The sequence below is a fragment of the Chitinophaga filiformis genome, from assembly GCF_900102545.1.
GTDB classification, from domain to species: domain Bacteria; phylum Bacteroidota; class Bacteroidia; order Chitinophagales; family Chitinophagaceae; genus Chitinophaga; species Chitinophaga filiformis.
The window spans coordinates 159829-179867 of sequence record NZ_FNBN01000001.1 but is presented as its reverse complement, the minus strand read 5'-3'; the positions used below and the strand labels follow the sequence as shown (position 1 = coordinate 179867).

Annotated in this window: 19 protein-coding genes; 17 read left to right on the top strand and 2 right to left on the bottom strand. The window is 45.6% G+C overall.

What is annotated here, in order from left to right; all coding sequences use genetic code 11:
* Positions 1-55: 55 nt before the first annotated feature.
* The 7 genes from BLR32_RS00740 (at position 56) to BLR32_RS00710 (ending at position 7653) form a co-directional block, all read left to right on the top strand.
* Positions 56-685 carry a hypothetical protein gene (locus tag BLR32_RS00740; protein ID WP_089828330.1) on the top strand — a complete coding sequence of 210 codons (630 nt, stop codon included), beginning with the start codon at positions 56-58 and terminating at the stop codon, positions 683-685.
* 1036 nt (positions 686-1721) lie between these two features.
* A complete protein-coding gene (locus BLR32_RS00735) occupies positions 1722-2705 on the top strand; it encodes a hypothetical protein (RefSeq protein WP_143011311.1) in 984 nt (327 codons plus the stop codon).
* Positions 2706-2873: 168 nt separating this feature from the next.
* Positions 2874-3566, top strand: a complete 693-nt coding sequence (gene purQ, locus BLR32_RS00730) for a phosphoribosylformylglycinamidine synthase subunit PurQ (protein ID WP_089828328.1) — start codon at positions 2874-2876, stop codon at positions 3564-3566.
* Between the two features lie 64 nt (positions 3567-3630).
* Positions 3631-4086 (top strand): protein-disulfide reductase DsbD domain-containing protein, encoded by a 456-nt coding sequence (locus BLR32_RS00725; RefSeq protein WP_089828327.1) that lies wholly within the window; start codon positions 3631-3633, stop codon positions 4084-4086.
* A gap of 116 nt (positions 4087-4202) precedes the next feature.
* Positions 4203-6182, top strand: a complete 1980-nt coding sequence (locus BLR32_RS00720) for a protein-disulfide reductase DsbD family protein (protein WP_089828326.1) — start codon at positions 4203-4205, stop codon at positions 6180-6182.
* 229 nt (positions 6183-6411) lie between these two features.
* Entirely contained in the window at positions 6412-7383 is a 972-nt protein-coding gene (locus tag BLR32_RS00715) for a hypothetical protein (protein WP_089828325.1), read from the top strand.
* 21 nt (positions 7384-7404) lie between these two features.
* Positions 7405-7653 carry a hypothetical protein gene (locus BLR32_RS00710; protein ID WP_089828324.1) on the top strand — a complete coding sequence of 83 codons (249 nt, stop codon included), beginning with the start codon at positions 7405-7407 and terminating at the stop codon, positions 7651-7653.
* A 45-nt stretch (positions 7654-7698) separates the two neighbouring features.
* Here the strand turns inward: BLR32_RS00710 and hisS are convergent, their stop codons facing one another.
* A complete protein-coding gene (gene hisS, locus BLR32_RS00705) occupies positions 7699-9048 on the bottom strand; it encodes a histidine--tRNA ligase (RefSeq protein WP_089828323.1) in 1350 nt (449 codons plus the stop codon).
* Between the two features lie 27 nt (positions 9049-9075).
* Positions 9076-9513 (bottom strand): low molecular weight protein-tyrosine-phosphatase, encoded by a 438-nt coding sequence (locus BLR32_RS00700; RefSeq protein WP_176842114.1) that lies wholly within the window; start codon positions 9511-9513, stop codon positions 9076-9078.
* A 689-nt stretch (positions 9514-10202) separates the two neighbouring features.
* Here BLR32_RS00700 and BLR32_RS00690 point away from each other — a divergent pair.
* The 10 genes from BLR32_RS00690 (at position 10203) to nuoH (ending at position 20024) form a co-directional block, all read left to right on the top strand.
* Entirely contained in the window at positions 10203-11123 is a 921-nt protein-coding gene (locus tag BLR32_RS00690; protein ID WP_089828321.1) for a PstS family phosphate ABC transporter substrate-binding protein, read from the top strand.
* A gap of 37 nt (positions 11124-11160) precedes the next feature.
* Complete coding sequence (locus BLR32_RS00685) at positions 11161-12879, top strand: tetratricopeptide repeat protein (protein ID WP_143011310.1); 1719 nt, start codon at positions 11161-11163, stop codon at positions 12877-12879.
* 160 nt (positions 12880-13039) lie between these two features.
* On the top strand, positions 13040-13432 hold the full coding sequence (locus tag BLR32_RS00680) for an NADH-quinone oxidoreductase subunit A (protein ID WP_089828319.1): 393 nt from the start codon (positions 13040-13042) through the stop codon (positions 13430-13432).
* Positions 13433-13532: 100 nt separating this feature from the next.
* Positions 13533-14096 carry an NADH-quinone oxidoreductase subunit B gene (locus tag BLR32_RS00675; RefSeq protein WP_089828318.1) on the top strand — a complete coding sequence of 188 codons (564 nt, stop codon included), beginning with the start codon at positions 13533-13535 and terminating at the stop codon, positions 14094-14096.
* Between the two features lie 62 nt (positions 14097-14158).
* Positions 14159-14680: an NADH-quinone oxidoreductase subunit C gene (locus BLR32_RS00670; RefSeq protein ID WP_089828317.1), complete on the top strand. Its 522-nt coding sequence runs from the start codon at positions 14159-14161 to the stop codon at positions 14678-14680.
* 18 nt (positions 14681-14698) lie between these two features.
* Positions 14699-15916, top strand: a complete 1218-nt coding sequence (locus BLR32_RS00665; protein WP_089828316.1) for an NADH-quinone oxidoreductase subunit D — start codon at positions 14699-14701, stop codon at positions 15914-15916.
* 24 nt (positions 15917-15940) lie between these two features.
* Positions 15941-16426, top strand: a complete 486-nt coding sequence (nuoE, locus tag BLR32_RS00660) for an NADH-quinone oxidoreductase subunit NuoE (RefSeq protein ID WP_089828315.1) — start codon at positions 15941-15943, stop codon at positions 16424-16426.
* 44 nt (positions 16427-16470) lie between these two features.
* Positions 16471-17835 (top strand): NADH-quinone oxidoreductase subunit NuoF, encoded by a 1365-nt coding sequence (gene nuoF / locus BLR32_RS00655; protein ID WP_089829849.1) that lies wholly within the window; start codon positions 16471-16473, stop codon positions 17833-17835.
* A gap of 22 nt (positions 17836-17857) precedes the next feature.
* Positions 17858-18949, top strand: a complete 1092-nt coding sequence (locus BLR32_RS00650; RefSeq protein ID WP_089828314.1) for an NADH-quinone oxidoreductase subunit G — start codon at positions 17858-17860, stop codon at positions 18947-18949.
* A gap of 37 nt (positions 18950-18986) precedes the next feature.
* Positions 18987-20024 carry an NADH-quinone oxidoreductase subunit NuoH gene (gene nuoH / locus BLR32_RS00645; RefSeq protein ID WP_176842113.1) on the top strand — a complete coding sequence of 346 codons (1038 nt, stop codon included), beginning with the start codon at positions 18987-18989 and terminating at the stop codon, positions 20022-20024.
* Positions 20025-20039 lie beyond the last annotated feature (15 nt).

The window sequence follows — 20039 nt, the reverse complement described above, 5'->3', positions numbered from 1 at the left end:
TGTATCCGGAAGCGGATCCTGGGGTAAGTAACAGCTATTTATACCATATCTGATAATGAAAAGAGAACGAAACCTCTTCCTGCTTGGGATTACCATGACCATCAGCGCATGTGGTCTTTTCGGTTTTCATAAGGATCGGGAAACCCCTTCAGCCAGGGCATACTTCAAGGGCACGGTCAGTCCTGAGATCAGCCAGCAGGTACTGGAAGAAAGGGTGCGTGACTTCTTTGACTGGTACAGCACCCGGGTAGACTCTCTGGTGGATATCCAGCTGGTGGATAACTCCGGAGTGGAAGACACCGGCCGGTATGCCGTCAATTTTGACAGCACGGCCGCCTATCTCCGCATTTTATCCCATTCGGGCATATTTACCCAGGATTACATAGCCGATAAGAACGCTTATTTCCAGCTTTGTGCCGGCAGGATTAGCCAGGACAGTGTACGAACGCCTACGCCCTACGGATTTGATGCCGATCTTATCCTGCTGAGCCAGGAATATGAGGAGGACATCTCCAATTTCAGCCAGGCTACCTTTGGAAATTATACCGAAACTGAGAATGGGGCATCTATAGATGTAACTATTGTCTATACCCTGCGGATCGATTTTGTGATCCAGGGGGACCGGTTGCTGATAGATAAGATTGACGTGGTAACACCGGAAGGGCAGACGGAGGAGGGAACATAAAAGGGGTTCGGGAGTTCAAGTCCAACTATGCGTCGGGTATGCGTCTGGTATACGTCGGGTGTGCGTCGGGTATAACGCGTACTATATAACGGTACCCCGGAGTGCAACCTCGGGAAAACGAAATGCGTTTCAACCCCGGGGACGAAATGGGGTTTCACCCCCGTGGATGAAATGGGGGTATCACCACCCTTGGAAACATAACGAAATCAATCGCGGCAATAGACCCGGTAGGGGGCTTAGTGTTTGTAGCGCGGGTGCAACCCTGGGAAACGGTAGGATTCAACCCCGTGGACGAAATGGGGGTTTCACCACCTCTGGAAACCTAACGAAATCATTCGCGGCAATAGACCCCGGTAGGGGTCTTAGTGTTTGTAGCGCGGGGTGCAACCCCGGGGAAACGGTAGAATTCAACCCCGTGGACGAAATTGGGTTTCACCACCCCCGGGAAACATAACGAAATCATTCGCGGCAATAGACCCCGGTAGGGGTCTTAGTGTTTGTAGCGCGGGGTGCAACCCCCGGGGAAACGGTAGGATTCAACCTCGTGGACGAAATTGGGTTTCACCACCCCCGGAAAACATAACGAAATCAATTGCGGCAATAGACCCCGGTAGGGGTCTTTGTGTTTGTAGCGCGGGGTGCAACCCCGGGAAAACGGTAGGATTCAACCCCGTGGACGAAATTGGGTTTCACCCCCCGGAAAACCTAACGAAATCATTCGCGGCAATAGACCCCGGTAGGGGTCTTTGTGTTTGTAGCGCGGGGTGCAACCCCGGGAAAACGGTAGGATTCAACCCCGTGGACGAAATTGGGTTTCACCCCCCGGAAAACCTAACGAAATCATTCGCGGCAATAGACCCCGGTAGGGGTCTTTGTGTTTGTAGCGCGGGGTGCAACCCCGGGAAAACGAAACGGTTCCCCAAACCCAATACCCCCAAAACACATTAATTATTCATGGTTTTCATAATATTTTGATTTTCTCCCGCTTTAAAATACCTTTGGAACGCTTTCAAAAGTTGAAAAGAGAATTCATATTGTGGTAAAGTTTTTCCGCTCAGGCAACCCGCTAACGGTACTGTTGCTGTTGATATATACACTCCTGGTAAAGTTCTATTACCTGATCCATCCGTCTTCCTTCCTGGTAGACGGCAACGAAGGTTTGTTATACGGCCTGTTTGTGAAATGGATGGAAATGGCGTTTGGAAAGAGTCCTTTCCTGTTTACCTCGCTGGCGGTCATACTGCTGTTATTGCAGGCCCTGCTGGTAACAAAGATCGTGAACCACCAGCGCTTATTTGCCAAGGCTACTTACCTGCCCGCTATGAGCTATATGCTCTTTACCTCGCTGTATGAGGGCTGGAACGTATTTTCCCCGGCTTTACTGGTTAACCTGGTGATGTTGTGGGTATTTTCCAATATTACCCTCTTGTATACCCGTACCTCAGCCAGGGATGTGGTATTTAATATCGGTTTTGCCCTGGGTATATGTGGCCTGTTTTACTTCCCGGCTACTATATTCTGCCTTTTGTTATGGTTAAGCCTGCTCATCATGCGTCCCTTCCGTCTGGCGGAATGGATTATTGCTTTGCTGGGCCTGATCTGTCCGATATACCTGCTGGGAACCTACCTTTTCCTGACAGACCAGTGGGCCTTGTTTGCAAAAATCCCAAGAATGGGGCTTGAAATACCTTTTATTCAGCATTACAAGGTATGGGGAGCTATGGCGATAAGCCTGTTCTTCTTCATACTGGGCTGGTTATTACTGCAGCGTACCCTCAAGAAGATGCTGATCCAGGGCCGTAAGATCTGGAGTGTATTGGTAGTATACGTGTTTGTAGCCATGATAGTGCCTTTTTTCAATGTACATTTCTCTCCAGCCTATTGGGTACTCGCTATTTTGCCGCTTTCCCTGTTTGTAGCCAATGCCTATTGGTCTATTGTCAACAATACGGTAGCCAATATCATTCACATCCTGACATTAGCCTATGTCATTATAATGCAGTATTTCAGCAAAAACTAACCGACTTCGCGGGTAATTGTTAAAACCGGACGAACGGCTATGGAAATGTGCGGACGGCGTAGTAATTTTGTGCCTTTTCCGGTAATTTCGATAAATGGTCACCAGCCTGCTATCTGCCGGATAAAAGCTTGAATAATATTTTAGACCGTAACATTCAACAAATTAAACATGAAATTTGGCGTTGTCACCTTTCCGGGCTCTAATTGTGATCATGACATGATCGATTCATTACGCAACGATCTTGGACAGGAGGTAATAGAGCTGTGGCATAAAGACTCTGACCTGAGCAAGTTCACTAAAGAAGACTGTATTGTACTGCCAGGCGGCTTTTCTTATGGAGATTACCTGCGTTGCGGTGCTATTGCCCGCTTTAGTCCCATGATGCAGAGTGTGATAGAGTTTGCCAACAAAGGTGGCCGTGTGATCGGGGTATGTAATGGTTTCCAGATCCTCTGTGAAGCGGGTCTGTTACCGGGGGCTTTACTGCAGAACAGTCATCAGCAGTTTGTATGTAAGAATGTATACCTGAAAAGTGAAAATACATCCGCATCCCTGACCAAAGATGTAACCGGACGTGCATTGAAGATTCCGGTAGCACATGGCGAAGGCCGCTACTATGCAGATGATGCTACACTCGAAGGCCTGTTTGCGAACAACCAGGTACTTTTCCGTTACTGCGACGAATTTGGTAATGTAGTAGATGGCGCCAATCCAAATGGAGCGTTGCGTAACATCGCCGGCATCTGTAACAAAGAGCGTAATGTATTTGGCATGATGCCTCACCCAGAAAGAGCTACCAGCTCAGTATTGGGTAATACAGATGGGCAGCTCATTTTTCAAAGCCTTATCAATAACAATTGATGCTGAGGTGGAAGAACCACCCAATATTTAAAATCAAGCCAACCAACCAGTTAAAAAATCCAGTATGAGAAAATTATTAACAGCAGTTTTCTTATTTGCCTTGCCGATACTGGCAAGTGCGCAGATAGAAAACCCGGTGAAATGGGATTTTACCGCCAAGAAGATTGATGCTACTACCTATGAACTGCACATGACAGCTACCATAGATAGCAAATGGCACCTGTATGCACAGGAAGCAGGTGAAGGTCCGGTACCTACCACCTTCAAACTAACGAAGAATCCGTTGGTAACACCTGTAGGTAAGATCCGTGAAGTGGGTAAGCTGCATAAAGCATTCGATAAGAACTTCGATTCTGAGCTGAAATACTACGAAAACCAGGTGAATTTCGTGCAGAAAGTAACCGTGAAAGGAAAGGCTGCTACTAAAGTGAAAGGTAGTGTAGAATTTATGGTGTGTGATGATCACCAGTGCCTGCCGCCGAAAGAAGTGGAATTCGCTATCAGCGTAGGAGGAAAATAAGTTATAACGACGGATGAGCAATCTTCCGCGAGGTAAACAGAATTTAATAAACGAGTTCCCAGAGGAACTCGTTTATTATTTGGAATGGTAATAAGTCTTTAAAGCCTATTATTTATATGAAGCAGTTGCTTACGTTCATTATCCTTATCACCGCTGTATTTGCTGTCAGGGCACAGGAGAATCCTGCTCCCGCAGCTGTCGCCAAATGGGAGTATACAGCAGAGAAAAAGGGTGAACATGAATATATATTACATCTGAAAGGTACTGTACAGAAAGATTGGAAGCTGTTTTCCACTACCATGAAAGATGATGAACCTAATACCCGTGTAACGGTCGACAGCGCAGCTGCGATTACCGGTATCACAGAAGAAGGAGAACTGAAAAAGGCGCCGGAGCCTTTATTCGATAATACCGAGATCAAATACTTCGAAAACCAGGTATCTCTGCTGGTGACCGTAAAACTGAATGGTCCTGTTACAAAACTGGAAGGCGCTGTTAATTACATGGCGCTGAAAGGCGACGAAGTGGTAGGTCCTGAAGAAGTGAAGTTCCGTTTTAATGTAGATGCAAGCGGTAACCTGGTGAATGTGGCAGCGGGCTTACAGGAATCTACCGCCGGCGGACAAACACTGAAACGTGCTTCCATCGACAAAGACCATCCGGTGAATAACTGTGGTGGGGAAGAAGGAACCGCTAAGAAAAGCCTCTGGGGATTGTTCATCCTGGGTGTGATCGGTGGTTTTATTGCATTGCTGACACCTTGCGTGTTCCCGATGATACCGCTCACTGTATCATTCTTCACTAAAAAGTCGCAGGATAAAAAGACAGGAGTACTGAATGCCAGCCTTTATGGCTTCTTCATTTTCCTGATCTATGTGTTATTAAGCCTGCCTTTCCATTTCCTCGATTCACTGGATCCTGAGATCCTGAACAATATCTCTACCAACGTATGGCTAAACCTGATCTTCTTCGTGATCTTTATCGTGTTTGCCATTTCGTTCTTTGGTTACTTTGAAATCACCTTGCCAAGCGGTCTCGCCAGCAAAGTGGATGCGAAAACAAGCGTAGGTGGTATTATCGGTATTTTCTTCATGGCATTGACACTGGCACTGGTATCATTCTCTTGTACCGGTCCTATTCTGGGTTCATTGCTGGCAGGTTCCCTCTCAACCGACGGCGGCGCTATGCAGCTGACAGTTGGTATGGCTGGTTTCGGATTTGCCCTGGCATTGCCTTTTGCATTGTTTGCCATGTTCCCGAACCTGTTGAAATCACTGCCGAAGTCCGGTGGCTGGCTCACGTCAGTGAAAGTAGTATTGGGTTTCATTGAAGTAGCAATGGCAATTAAATTCCTCTCCAATGCCGACCTGGTAACACATTGGGGACTGGTAAAACGTGAGGTATTCTTTGCCGTGTGGATTATCTGTGGTTTCCTCATTGTGTTGTATCTGTTGGGTAAGATCCGTTTCCCGCACGATGCACCATTGAAGAAGATCAGTCCTACCCGTTGGGTGCTGGCCCTGATCTTCCTTGCAATGACTTTGTACCTGCTGCCAGGTGTAACAAATACCAAATATGCTAACCGCAGATTGATCAGCGGTTTTCCTCCGCCATTGAGTTATAGCCTTTATAAGGACGCAGCTAAAGGCGTTGAGGCAAATGTGGTGAATGACTATGAAGCAGCGCTGAAACTGGCAAAAGAGCAGCACAAACCGATCCTGATAGACTTTACAGGATGGGCATGTGTGAACTGTCGTAAAATGGAAGAGAATGTATGGCCTGATCAGGCAGTGAGAACATTAATAGAAGAAGATTATATCCTGGTATCATTGTATGTGGATGACAGGAAATTGTTACCGGAAGATCAGCAGTTCCTCTTTACTACCAATACAGGTCGTAAGAAGGAAATTAAAACTATCGGTGATAAATATGCTACGATGCAAACCGAGAATTTTGTGAACAACTCGCAGCCTTATTATGTGCTGATCAGCCCTGATGAGAAGTTGTTAACAAAGCCTGTAGGATATACTCCCCGTGCGAGTGAATATGCCAGCTGGTTGAAGTGTGGGTTGGAAGCGTTTAAGAAAGGAAAGTAATAAACATATACTATTGAAAGAAACGGCTGTTCGCTTATGCGGACAGCCGTTTTTGCATTCGATAGAATTATAGTTGTAGAGCTTTTTATTATATAATATTTACGTTATTGTGTTAACCATTTGCCTATCAGTTTGTTGTGTGAAAAATAATTTGGCTGGTTTGTGATGTGTATATAAATTCGTGATTAGTGCTTTTGTCGAAACCATTGTTTTACCCAATCAAAAACCAATGACTTTTATTGCATCTGTAATTGCAAAGAAAGGCGTAGCGGTGATCGCCGATTCTTTAGCCACATTTAGTAAGAACGTAGTGACTTACGATCAGTTCATGGACTATTTAAAGCGTAAACAGGGGAATGCGAACAGCAATGAGATCAGCATTAACAGGAATGAGCTAATCGGCTTGTTTGAGAAGAAGCCATCTCATACTACAGACTACGCAGAAAAGCTTTTCCAGTTCGATAAGTTTACTGCAATAACATTAGCAGGAGCTTCACAGATAGGACGTAAGACGATTGAACATCTGATACAGGAATTGGTTGCCATTAATGAGGAAGACGAAAATTATTATAGCAAAACGGTTGCAACCAGGGTAATGGATTTTTGCAGGTTTATGGAAGAAAAGGTAAGAGCATGTATTGCAGTAAGAGGTTATATAGGAAGAAGTATATTGCTGTTTACTCACTACGAGTCAATTACTGAAAAGACGATTATATATAGAATAGTTATAGACAAGGCAGTTGTGCAAGGTATTGAGGAGCGTGAGTGGAAATATGTGAGTTATGAAAGAATATCTGAGAAGAGTTATGTAGTGATCGAAGGTCAGGATAATATAAGTAGAAAAATTTTAGAAGAAAAGAGTCATTCATCTTTGGACTTTATCCCATGCATATTAGAAGAAATGATGGAGGATTTCAATTTGCCGCTGGAATCTATCACCCCTGTTTACGTGGGGCAACTCGCTAACAAGATCGATTTGAAACTGGGATATAAGAAAGGAGATTCGGAAATACAACAGACTTTATCAAAATTAAGTCTGCAGCAGGCCGTTAATATGGCTTATCTCTTTTTGAAACTAGAAATGACCTTTCAGACATTTATAGAGAAAATTCCGACTGTAGGTGGGGTGATAAAAATAGCGGTGATAGATAAACAGGGATTCAGGTATGTAACCGGGCACAATATTTTAAAACCAGATTAGTTAACGTCAAAATTTATAATTATGATCATTTTTGTAGATGAGGAGGAAGAGAAAAGGAAAGAAGAGCAAATTAGAGAAGAGTTGAGAAAGGAAAGGGCAGATAGGGTTGCGAAGATTTGGCAGCAAATACTTGATGACAGAAAAAGAGGTATTCACAAAACCTTAGAGGAACGTATCGAAGAGGATTATTACAATAGCCTGGGAGTGGAAGACCAGTTCTTCTACGGTGAAGAGCGAAGAGTTCGGAAATTCCTTGAAAGTATTAAATAACAAAGGCCCGCATCACGCGGGCCTTTACCTGTATTATTATTTTCCTTAGAAATTATAATTCACTAAATCAACCATCTTCACTTTCTCCTGCGTCCCACTCACCATATTCTTAACACTCACCACTTGTTCCTGCACCTCACTCTCACCCATAATGATCACATAAGGGATATTCCGTTTATTCGCATACTTCATCTGCTTATCCATCTTTGACGGCTCATGGAACAATTCAGAAGCAATGCCCTTACCACGCAGTTGCATCACCAGTTTGAAGGCAATACCTTCCGTTTGGCGGTCGAGATTGAAAAAGAGCACTTGTGTACCCTGTTGTGCATCAGCAGGGAATAACTGCAGTTCTTCTAGTACATCATAGATACGATCTACACCGAAGGAGATACCTACACCGGAAATGCCTGGAAGACCAAACAGGCCGGTAAGATCATCATAGCGGCCACCGCCACCGATGCTGCCCATTTTTACGGACGAAGGCGCTTTTACTTCTACGATCATACCTGTATAGTAGTTCAGACCGCGCGCCAGCGTTACATCCAGGATCGGCGTGGTTTTGAAGGCATCCGGCTGTGTATGCAGCACATAAGATAATTCTTCTACGCCTTTCAGACCGGTAGGGGAGTTTTTGAAGAGAGTACTTAACTGTTGCAGTTTTTCCTCATTGTTGCCCTCAATGCTGAGGAAGTTTTCAATGATGGCAATTTCATCGGAAGAAAGTCCTCTTTGCTGTAACTCTTCTTTAACGCCGTCAAGACCTATCTTATCCAGCTTATCGATTGAGATGGTAATGTCAGTTAGAAGCTCGGGTTGTCCTACCAGTTCAGCCAATGCGCCAAGGATCTTACGATTGTTGATCCTTACCTCATATCCTTCCATACCAAGTTTGGTAAACACAGTATCGTAGATTAAGAGCAATTCTATTTCATTCAGCAATGAATTACTACCTACTACATCCGCATCACATTGATAGAATTCGCGGTAACGGCCTTTCGCTGGACGATCTCCGCGCCATACCGGCTGCATCTGATACCGCTTAAAAGGCAGTGCCAGTTCATTCTGGTTCATCACCACATATCTTGCAAAAGGAATAGTGAGGTCATAACGCAGGGCCTTTTCACATAATAAGATACCCAGTTCCCGGCTATCCTTCGCCTGTTGGGCGCGTCCCAGGATATCACCATTGTCCAGGATCTTAAATATCAGCTTATCACCTTCTTCACCGTATTTACCAGTAAGTGTGTCCAGGTTCTCCATGGTAGGGGTTTCCAGAGGCTGGAACCCAAACAGTTCAAATGTTTCACGGATGGTCTGGAAAATGTATTGCCGCTTTCTGAGCACTACCGGCCCGAAATCGCGGGTACCTTTTGGTATACTGGGTTTTATCATTATTGTTCAATTATGCTTTAAAGTAATTTATTTTTTGCCAGCTACGATCTTTTCACATGCCTCATAGATCATTTTATACACCGGTTCGAATAAGGCATCGTCGTACCACGGATCGGGCACGGGTTGCTGATCGTCCAGCAACAGCTGTAATTTAGCCTTATCTTCCTCAGTTCTTGCTTTAAGCAGTATATCCCTGTAGTTGTCCAGGTCCATAGCAAAAATGCGGTCAAACCGGTCAAAATCCGCTGACTGGAATTGCCTGCCCCGCAGTCCGGAAATGTCTATTCCATGACGCTGTGCTACTTTCACCGACCGGCGGTCAGGAGGATCGCCTACATGCCAGTTACCCGTACCGGCAGAATCTATTTCCCAATCCAGTCCCTGCTGAAGGGCAAGGTGCCTTAATATTCCTTCTGCCAGGGGGGAACGGCAAATATTCCCCAGGCATACCATCAGTATTTTCATAATTTCCGCAAACCTACAAGATTTTAACATTATTTTATGCGCCCGGTAAAATCCTGAACTGCTGTATATTAGGCTGGATGGGCCGTAAATTAAGACAGCCACGTGTTATGGAATCTGAATTTCTCCGCATCTATATGATAACAATGATTAATACTATACTTTCTTTTTAATGAGTATATATCTTCATGATTGTGTACAACATAGCGCTGGAAGTACCAGTATTTAACATGGTTTTAACAAGTTCTTATTTAATTAGATGTAGATTGAATATGAAAAAATGTGTGTATGCCGGACGATTATTGAAACCTGCTGTAGTGGCTGGTTTAGGGTGAAGGAGATAGGGTCGGAACCGCTTTTTTTTAACAATCCTCTAAAAGAACAGGTATTTATTTGGAAATATTTTTTTGTATACTTGTAATTCGCTAACAATGCTAATGCAACAAGAAAGATCTGGAAACACGCGGACTAAGGTAAATTATCGTTCGCTCGGGGAATTAATCAGGGGTGTATTTTTTCTGCTCTTGGGCCTATATGCAATCTTTGCGCAGAAATATAACCTGGGACAGTTTCAGGTGTCACAGACTATACTGACAATTTTTGGCGTCATACTAATTGCGTATGGTCTTTTCCGTGTATATAGAGGAACGAAGAACCTATTTCATCAAAAGGATTAAATAAGAGACGAACATATGATGACCAGAATAATCAGGCGAAGCCAGATCGCTGTTATTTCGTTAGCTGTAGCAGCTTTACTGACATCTTGCGGACGAGCCAACAAGTCCGGGGTGCAGCAGGATACGCCAACTGCAGGGACCATCAGAATCAGTGTGGATGAAACCTATCGCCCGCTGATGGAAGCCGAAATCAAGGTTTTCGAATCCCTTTATAAGAACGCGCATATCATTGCTGAATATAAGCCCGAAGCAGAATGCTTTAAAGATCTGTTAGCAGACAGTTCAAGACTGATTTTCGTAACAAGAGATTTCAGCGAAGCAGAAAAAGCATATTTCAAGGAGTTGAAGATATCGCCGCAAAGCCTGCTGTTAGCCTGGGATGGAGTAGCGCTGATTACTAACCGTAGTAATCCCGACAGCATCCTCACAATGGACCAGGTGCGGAAAATTATGGACGGGTCTGATTCCACGAAACACCAGATAGTTTTTGATAATCAGAATTCAAGTACGGTAAGATATGTCCGCGATTCAATCAACAAGGGAAAACCGTTGCCGCCTAATGTAATGGCTGCTAAAACGAATCCCGAAGTGGTTGATTATGTGGCTAAAATGAAAGATGCGATTGGTGTAATAGGAGTGAGCTGGATCTCAGATCCGAACGACTCAGCTTCTATAGAATTTACAAATAAAGTGCAAGTGGTCAAGGTGAGGGCAGATTATGGTTCAGAATTTGTAAAACCATATCAGGCATACATCGCTCTTGGTTCCTACCAGCTTAAACGTGGTTTGTTCTATTGCTTGAAAGAACCATATTCAGGATTGGGATCAGGGTTCGCCACTTTCCTGGGGAGTTATGAAGGACAGATGATCATTGCGAAATTCAGACTGTTCCCTGCGAGATTGAATGTAGTATTCAGGGAAGCGAACATTAAGTAAAAAACTAACACAACTAAAATTAAAAACCGGATTGCTCATGAACAGACGGAAAAGTTTAATTGTTGCATTGCTGTGCGTCGCGAACGGCGCCATGGCCCAATCTGTAGAAGATGGATTGAAAGACCTGTATTATGGCAAGTATGAGACAGCCAAAGGAAACCTGGAAAAAGCAATAGCTGCAAAGCCAACTGACGACAGAGGTTATTACTACCTCGGTATCGCGCAGCTGGGCCTGCACGATGACGCCGGTGCCGCCGCAACTTTTCAGAAAGGATTGCAGGCTGTACCTACTTCACCTTTATTGCAGGTAGGCCTTGGCCGTATCGACCTGCTGAAAGGTGATGCTGCAGCAGCAAAACAGAAATTTGAAGCAGCTAACACAGCTTCTGAAGGACGCAATGGCGACGTAGCACGTGCTATTGCAGATGCAAACACCGAAATAAAAGGTGGTGACCGCGGTTACGCACTGTCAGTAATGGAAAAACTGCTGAACAACGAAGGCCGTAAAAAGAAAGAAGTATATACTGCAAAACCTGCTGATTACATCGAATTAGGTGACGCTTACCGCTACCTCGGTGGTGAAAACGGTGGTAAAGCAATCACTGCCTACGATAAAGCACTGGAATTGGATCCAAACAACGCTGAAGCCGTATTGAAACAAGGTCTGGTAAACTACAACGCTAAACTGTTGCAGGATGCCGTGAACGACTGGACAAAGGCTACCAACATGGATCCTAACTACGCACCTGCTTACTATGAACTGTATCAGTTCTATATCACTCCAACCAAAGCTCAGCTGTCACTCGAAAATGCAGCGAAATACCTGGAGAAATATATGGAAGTAGTAGGTACAGGCGCTGGTAAACTGGAAAACGAATACAACCTGGCTGCTATCGCATTCTACCGTAAAGACTACGATGCTGCTATCAATAAAACCAAAGCCGTATTACCACAGACAACCGAAGGTAATAAAGGTAAATTCGTACGCCTGCTGACAGATGCTTATCTGCAGAAAGGTGATACCACTACCGGTAAACAGGTGATCGAAGAATACGCTAAATCCGTTGGTGACGCTAAATTGCAGGCTAACGACTACAAACTGCTGAGCGCAATCTATCAGCAGCATGTAACTGACTCTGCACAGGAAGCTGTGAACGATTCACTGGCAGGTATGTACCTGGAGAAATATGCCCTGGCAGATACCGCAAAAGATGTTGAAAAATACAGAGCCGTTGCAGACAACTTCAAAGCAATGCACGACTTTAAACGTTCAGCACAGTGGTATGGCAAACTGGTAAATGAATTTACCGATGAGCAGAACAGCGGTAAAGTACAGGATATGTTCTTCAAAGGTACCATGGAAATCTACGCACGTGAATACGATGCAGCAGATTCAACCTGGGGCGCTTTCGCAGCTAAATATCCAAACAACGAAGCTTTGGGTATTTACTGGAGAGGTCGTGCCAACATGGCAAAAGATCCTGAAGCAAAATCAGGCGTGGCAGTTCCTTACTTCCAGAAATTCTTTGAGATCAAAGGTGACGAGAAGATGAACAAGCCTTCCCAGCTGATGTTCCCTTATCAGTATATGATGATCTACTACTACAATAAGGACGATCAGGCAAATATGAAGATCTGGATGGATAAAGTATTAGCTATCGATCCTAACAACGCCACGGTAAAAGCGATCCAGGAAAACCAGGAAAACAAGACCAAAGCGGCAGCTGTTAAACCAGCTCAGGGTAACAAAAAATAAGGGATTAAAAGTTATATGAAAGCCTCCTGTCGGGCGACAGGAGGCTTTTTTATTGCCGGTTGGTGAAAAAAGATAATATTTTAATCCTTCATAAGATTTGATTTTTGCATTAGTTAGCCTATTTTTGCTCATTCGGAGAACGATTTATACAGGGAAGCTTATGTTTACAGACACAGAATTATTGTCAGCAACTACTCCTTTTAGCTATTTTCCCATTGTTTTGCAGCTTATAGCTGCACTGGGCTTTGTTGGAATTACAATGCTCGCCACGCATTTTTTGGGGCCAAAACGTAAAACCAGCGACAAACTTGCTACCTTTGAAAGTGGTATTGAACAAAAAGGTAATGCACGTCAGCCAGTAGCCATTAAGTACTTCCTAACCGCCATACTGTTCGTGCTTTTTGACGTAGAAGTGATCTTCTTTTATCCTTATGCGGTGAATTTCAGAGAACTTGGCTGGGATGGCTTCATGGCCATGTTACTGTTTGTGGCGTTCTTTATGGGCGGCTTCTTCTACATACTGAAGAAGGGAGCGCTGAAATGGGAAGACTGATACTTATATAGAATATTTAGCAGAAGGGTTGCCGGTGGCTGGCAATCCCGTGTGCGTTTAGGTCAAATCTGATTGTGAAATTTTTTAAATCTGACATGGTATGGCACGTCCGGTTCAGTATAATGAAAAAGTGAAGAGTGTAGAAGTACCCGAAGGGTATGCAGGGGAAGGGTTTTTTGCAACAACATTCGACCAGGTAATTGGTCTGGCGCGTAAGAACTCCATCTGGCCGCTGCCTTTTGCTACTTCCTGCTGTGGTATCGAATTTATGGCAACCATGGCCTCTACCTATGATATGGCCCGCTTCGGTTCTGAAAGAATGGCCTTCACCCCCCGCCAGTGTGACTTATTGATGGTAATGGGCACAATTTCCAAGAAAATGGGTCCCGTATTACGCCAGGTATACCTGCAAATGGCTGAACCCCGCTGGGTAGTAGCCGTAGGCGCCTGCGCATGCAGCGGCGGTGTATTCGATACTTACTCCGTATTACAAGGTATAGATCAGGTGATTCCGGTGGATGTGTATGTTCCCGGTTGCCCTCCACGTCCTGAAGCGATTATTGACGGCTTCATGCGTGTGCAGGAACTGGTAGGACAGGAAAGTCTGCGCCGCCGTCATAGCGAGAAATATAAGGAATTATTGAACTCTTACGGTATCGAGTAATCTACACGAAAGAAGAAGATCATATCCGAAAAGTCAATCTGAAATAGAAAATTGAAATCGTAATGTCTTTGACAAACGACTATATAAAGCAAAGGTTAGCAGAAAAGTTTGGGGAATCAATCAGCCAGGTGGAAGAATCCTTTGGGATGCTATCATTTGCAGCACCTAAAGACCTGAACCTAAAAGTAATGCAGTTCCTGTACGATGATGAGGAACTGCAATTTCGTTTTTTAACGGACCTCACTGCCGTACACTACCCCAACAGAACAGGGGAGGAGCTCGCAGTAGTATATCACCTGTACAACTTCCGTGAAAGGGTGAGACTGCGTTTCAAAGTATACACCAGCATTGAGGATACACGCGTATTCACAGCTACCCGGCTGTTTGAATCAGCCAACTGGATGGAAAGGGAAACATACGACTTCTTCGGCGTGAACTTCGTAGGGCACCCGAACCTGAAACGTATCCTGAACGTGGATGAAATGACCTATTTCCCCATGCGTAAGGAATTTCCGCTGGAAGATCAGACCCGTACCGATAAAGATGATGAAATGTTCGGCCGCGGCGGGCATATTGGCATTTAATAAATTATTCGTTTGAACATGTCAGAGCAGCAACATATCACACTGCCGGAAGGCTCCATAGAGAGGCAAACACAAACCCTTAACCTGGGCCCTACCCACCCCGCTACGCACGGGGTATTCCAGAATATCCTGGAAATTGATGGTGAGCGTATCGTGAGTTCAGAATCTACTGTAGGGTATATCCACCGTGCATTTGAGAAAATAGCAGAACGCCGTCCTTACTACCAGATCACTCCTTTAACAGACCGTCTGAACTATTGTTCATCTCCTATCAATAATATGGGATGGCACATGACCGTAGAAAAACTGCTGGGTATTCAAACCCCCAAGCGCGTTGACTACCTCCGTGTGATCATCATGGAACTGGCACGTATTACCGACCACCTGATCTGTAACGGTGTGGTAGGTGTGGATAGCGGCGCCTTCTCCGGCTTCCTCTATCTCATGAAATACCGTGAGCTGGCATACGAAATTTACGAGGAGATATGCGGTTCCCGTTTAACAACAAATATTGGCCGTGTAGGTGGTTTTGAAAGAAACTTTACCCCTGCGGCATTTGAGAAAATAGAACGTTTCCTGAAAGAATATCCGGTAGCGCTGAAGGAGTTCGAAACCCTGATGAACCGTAACCGTATCTTCATGGAAAGAACCCAGGGCGTAGGCCCTATCAGCGCGGAAAGAGCCATCAACTATGGCTTTACCGGTCCTAACCTGCGCGCTGCGGGTGTGGATTACGACGTGCGCGTGGCACAGCCATATTCCTCTTACGAAGATTTCGAATTTAATATACCCGTAGGTACCACCGGCGACTGCTACGACCGTTTCCTGGTGCGTAATGCCGAAATGTGGGAGAGCCTGAGCATTATCCGTCAGGCAATGGATAAGCTGAAAGACCTGCCTTCAGATGTATACCACGCAGATGTACCTGCTTACTACCTGCCAGAAAAGAGCGCGGTATACACCAAAATGGAAGCGCTGATCTACCACTTCAAAATCATCATGGGTGAATCTGATATCCTGCCAGGCGAATTGTACAATCCTGTAGAAGGCGCCAACGGGGAACTGGGATTCTATCTCATCAGTGATGGTGGCCGTAGCCCTTACAGGCTGCACTTCCGCCGCCCATGTTTCATATATTACCAGGCTTATGCAGAACTGATCAAAGGCGCAATGCTGAGCGATGCCGTTATCTGTATGAGTAGCCTGAATCTGATAGCAGGTGAACTGGATGCTTAATTAATAATTTTTTCTTTCATAGTTATGTTTTCTGAAGAGAAACTGAATAAGGTAAAAGAGATCATCGCCCGTTACCCGGCAGGGAAACAGAAGAGCGCCCTGATTCCCGTGCTGCATCTGGCACAGGAAGAGTTTGGCGGATGGCTGAGCGCGGAAACCATGGATTACGTGGCTTCCCTGTTACAGATCAAACCGATCGAAGTGTACGAGGTGGCTACCTTTTACTCGATGTTTAACCTGAAGCCTGTAGGTAAATACGTATTTGAAGTATGCCAGACAGGCCCCTGCATGCTGCGTGGCTCAGACAACATCATAGACTATATCAAAAAGAAACTGGACATCGGCGTGGGTGAAACCACCAAAGATGGCCTGTTCACCCTCAAAACGGTAGAATGCCTCGGCGCATGCGGATACGCTCCGATGATGCAGCTGGGTAAACACTTCCGTGAGCACCTCACCCCTGAAAAGGTAGATGCTATTATTGAGGAATGCAGGGTTAAAGCAAACTAAAACTTGGAATGACCGGAATACGGTCTACAATCATAAAAAGTAAGATGGGACGCAAACTACTTTTTGACAAAGCGCACATAGAAGGCATCCGGTACTATGATGTATACCGGGCCAACGGAGGTTATGGATCAGCAGAAAAAGCGCTCAGAAGCATGACACCTGACCAGGTGCTGGATGAAGTGAAAAAGAGCGGTCTGAGAGGTCGTGGTGGCGCCGGTTTCCCTACCGGTATGAAATGGAGCTTCATTGCAAAACCAGAAGGCGTACCCCGCTACCTGGTATGTAATGCAGACGAATCAGAGCCCGGTACATTCAAAGACCGTTACCTGATGGAATTTATCCCTCACCTGCTTATAGAAGGCCTGCTCATTTCCAGCTATACACTGGGTTGCAACAGCTGCTATATCTACATTCGTGGTGAGTACGCCTGGATCCCCGACATCCTGGAACAGGCAATCGCAGAAGCAAAGAAAAATGGCTGGCTGGGTAAGAATATCCAGGGTACTGGCTTTGATCTCGAAATATATGTACAACGTGGCGCCGGAGCTTATATCTGTGGTGAGGAAACTGCCCTGATAGAATCCCTGGAAGGTAAACGTGGTAACCCGCGCATTAAACCGCCATTCCCGGCTGTAAAAGGTCTGTGGGATTGCCCGACTGTGGTGAACAACGTGGAAACACTCGCTGCTGTGGTGCCTATCCTGCGTATCGGTGGTGAAGAATATTCAAAATACGGTATTGGTAAATCTACCGGTACTAAACTGATCTCTGCCTGTGGTAATATCAACAAACCAGGGGTATATGAGATCGAGATGAATATTTCAGTAGAAGAGTTTATCTACTCCGACGAATACTGTGGTGGTATCGCTAATGGCAAACGCCTGAAAGCATGTATCCCCGGTGGTTCTTCCGTACCTATCCTGCCGGCCAACCTGCTGCTGAAAACTGCAAAAGGTGAACCACGTATGATGACGTACGAAAGTCTGGCTGACGGTGGCTTTGCTACCGGTACCATGCTGGGTTCCGGTGGTTTCATCGTACTGGACGAAGACCAGTGTATTGTGAAGAACACCCTGACATTCGCCCGTTTCTATCACCATGAGAGCTGCGGACAGTGTAGCCCATGTCGTGAAGGTACCGGCTGGATGAAGCGTGTACTGCAGAATATCGAGAATGGTAAGGGCAAAATGAGTGATATAGATCTGCTGTGGGATATCCAGCGTAAAATAGAAGGTAACACTATCTGCCCATTGGGCGATGCTGCTGCCTGGCCGGTGGCTGCTGCTATCCGTCACTTCCGTGACGAGTTTGAATGGCATGTGCTGCATCCTGAAGAAGCGACCAAACGTAACTACGGACTGGCACATTACGCAGATCCATTGCAAATAGCTGCTCCTGCTGCTGTATAAGAATCAATTTAAGCGATGCAAAATGGCTGAAGAAAAGAAACTCTTTAAGGTTAAGATCGATAATATCTCCGTGGAAGTGGAGCCGGGCACTACCATCCTGAATGCTGCCCGTAGAATTGGTGGAGATATCGTGCCGCCCGCAATGTGTTACTACTCCAAACTGCAGGGTAGCGGTGGTAAATGCCGTACCTGCCTGGTGAAAGTAACCAAAGGATCAGAAGCTGATCCCCGTCCTATGCCGAAACTGGTAGCCAGCTGCCGTACTACCGTAATGGATGGTATGGAAGTGGCTAATATCACCTCTCCTGAAGTGCAGGAAGCACGTAAAGGAGTAGTGGAATTCCTGCTGTTGAACCATCCGCTGGATTGCCCTGTGTGCGACCAGGCAGGTGAATGTCATCTGCAGGACCTCAGCTATGAACACGGTGCAGATACCACCCGCTACGAATTCAAACGCCGTACCTTCGACAGGATCGATATCGGCGATAAGATACAGTTACACATGACCCGTTGCATCCTCTGCTACCGTTGTGTGTTCACCGCCGATCAGCTGACTGAAAAGCGTGAACATGGTGTACTCGGACGTGGAGAAGCAGCAGAAATTGGTACTTATATCCAGCAGTCCCTGGACAATAACTTCATCGGTAACGTGATTGATGTTTGTCCTGTAGGTGCGCTGACAGATAAAACCTTCCGCTTCAAGAACCGTGTATGGTTCCTGAAACCGGTAGATGCACACCGCCAGTGTGAAGATCCGAAATGCTGTGGCAAGACAGTGCTCTGGATGCGTGGTGATGAAATATTCCGCGTAACTGCCCGCAAAGATCAATACGGTGAAGTAGAAGAATGGATCTGTGATACCTGCCGCTTCGATAAGAAAGATGTGAAAGACTGGGTGATAGAAGGACCTCGTAAGATAGATCGCCATAGCGTTATTTCTCAGGGTCACTACGTAGGCGTTCACAAACCGAAAGATACGCTGGTAGAAGTACTGGATGGACGTCAGCCTAAACTGCTGCTTGATATTCACAACATCAGTGAGGTGAACAGACCAGAGATCGATCTGTCTAAGATAGATGGTCCGGCACACTCAGATGACTTTAACAAAAAGTAATTCACTCTTTATTCGTAATTGATATAATTCGTATTTGATGAACATAGACTGGTTCTTTATCCTCGAAAAGATCGTGCTGATATCAGGCGTACTGGTGATATCACTGGTAGTCGCTATGTATTCTACATGGGGTGAAAGAAAGGTAGCAAGTATTATCCAGGACAGGATTGGTCCTAACAGGGCTGGTTTTATGGGATTACTGCAGCCGCTGGCCGATGGTGGTAAACTCTTTTTCAAAGAAGAGATTATCCCCGGCAATTCCAACCGTTTCCTCTTCATTCTCGGTCCTTCCCTCGCGATGGTCGTAGCTTGTATGACAAGCGCGGTAATTCCCTGGGGAGATACACTGACCATTGCAGGTCATACGATATCCCTGCAGATCGCAGATATTAACATCGGTATCTTATACATTTTCGGAGTAGTGAGCCTGGGCGTATACGGTATTATGCTGGGTGGCTGGGCCTCCAACAATAAATACTCCCTGCTGGCGTCTGTACGTGCGGCTTCCCAGATCATCTCTTACGAGCTGGCAATGGGTTTGTCACTTATCGCACTGCTGATGATGACAGGGACCTTAAGCATTAAAGAGATTGTAGAACAGCAGCGTCATGGCGGCTGGAACGTATTATACCAGCCATTGGGCTTCGTGATATTCCTGGTATGTTCCTTTGCAGAGTGTAACCGTACACCGTTTGACCTGTCAGAAGCAGAGAGTGAGCTGAATGGTGGTTACCACCTGGAGTACTCTTCCATGAAACTGGGCTTCTACCTGTTCGCAGAGTACATCAATATGTTCATCAGCTCTGCACTGATGGCAAGCCTGTACTTCGGTGGTTATTCCTTCCCGTATATGGACAGCCTGGGACTGGCGCCTAACCTGGTGACCATCCTGGGAACAGTAGCGTTGTTCATCAAGATCATCTGCTTCCTGTTCTTCTTTATGTGGGTACGCTGGACGATCCCGAGGTTCCGCTACGATCAGCTGATGCGTCTTGGCTGGAACTACATGATCCCGCTGGCACTGGCTAATATGTTGATAACAGGAGCGATTGTACTGTATCGCAGCACACATTAATTAACGACTTATTTT

Excerpts from the sequence above, each read along its gene's own strand:
- BLR32_RS00690 (WP_089828321.1), top strand. The coding sequence starts at position 10,203 with ATGATGACCAGAATAATCAGGCGAAGCCAGATCGCTGTTATTTCGTTA.
- BLR32_RS00670 (WP_089828317.1), top strand. The coding sequence starts at position 14,159 with ATGTCTTTGACAAACGACTATATAAAGCAAAGGTTAGCAGAAAAGTTT.
- hisS (WP_089828323.1), bottom strand. The coding sequence starts at position 9,048 with ATGATAAAACCCAGTATACCAAAAGGTACCCGCGATTTCGGGCCGGTA.
- nuoH (WP_176842113.1), top strand. The coding sequence starts at position 18,987 with ATGAACATAGACTGGTTCTTTATCCTCGAAAAGATCGTGCTGATATCA.
- purQ (WP_089828328.1), top strand. The coding sequence starts at position 2,874 with ATGAAATTTGGCGTTGTCACCTTTCCGGGCTCTAATTGTGATCATGAC.
- BLR32_RS00650 (WP_089828314.1), top strand. The coding sequence starts at position 17,858 with ATGGCTGAAGAAAAGAAACTCTTTAAGGTTAAGATCGATAATATCTCC.
- BLR32_RS00675 (WP_089828318.1), top strand. The coding sequence starts at position 13,533 with ATGGCACGTCCGGTTCAGTATAATGAAAAAGTGAAGAGTGTAGAAGTA.
- BLR32_RS00700 (WP_176842114.1), bottom strand. The coding sequence starts at position 9,513 with ATGAAAATACTGATGGTATGCCTGGGGAATATTTGCCGTTCCCCCCTG.
- BLR32_RS00720 (WP_089828326.1), top strand. The coding sequence starts at position 4,203 with ATGAAGCAGTTGCTTACGTTCATTATCCTTATCACCGCTGTATTTGCT.
- BLR32_RS00665 (WP_089828316.1), top strand. The coding sequence starts at position 14,699 with ATGTCAGAGCAGCAACATATCACACTGCCGGAAGGCTCCATAGAGAGG.
- BLR32_RS00685 (WP_143011310.1), top strand. The coding sequence starts at position 11,161 with ATGAACAGACGGAAAAGTTTAATTGTTGCATTGCTGTGCGTCGCGAAC.
- BLR32_RS00715 (WP_089828325.1), top strand. The coding sequence starts at position 6,412 with ATGACTTTTATTGCATCTGTAATTGCAAAGAAAGGCGTAGCGGTGATC.
- BLR32_RS00680 (WP_089828319.1), top strand. The coding sequence starts at position 13,040 with ATGTTTACAGACACAGAATTATTGTCAGCAACTACTCCTTTTAGCTAT.
- nuoF (WP_089829849.1), top strand. The coding sequence starts at position 16,471 with ATGGGACGCAAACTACTTTTTGACAAAGCGCACATAGAAGGCATCCGG.
- BLR32_RS00725 (WP_089828327.1), top strand. The coding sequence starts at position 3,631 with ATGAGAAAATTATTAACAGCAGTTTTCTTATTTGCCTTGCCGATACTG.
- nuoE (WP_089828315.1), top strand. The coding sequence starts at position 15,941 with ATGTTTTCTGAAGAGAAACTGAATAAGGTAAAAGAGATCATCGCCCGT.
- BLR32_RS00740 (WP_089828330.1), top strand. The coding sequence starts at position 56 with ATGAAAAGAGAACGAAACCTCTTCCTGCTTGGGATTACCATGACCATC.
- BLR32_RS00710 (WP_089828324.1), top strand. The coding sequence starts at position 7,405 with ATGATCATTTTTGTAGATGAGGAGGAAGAGAAAAGGAAAGAAGAGCAA.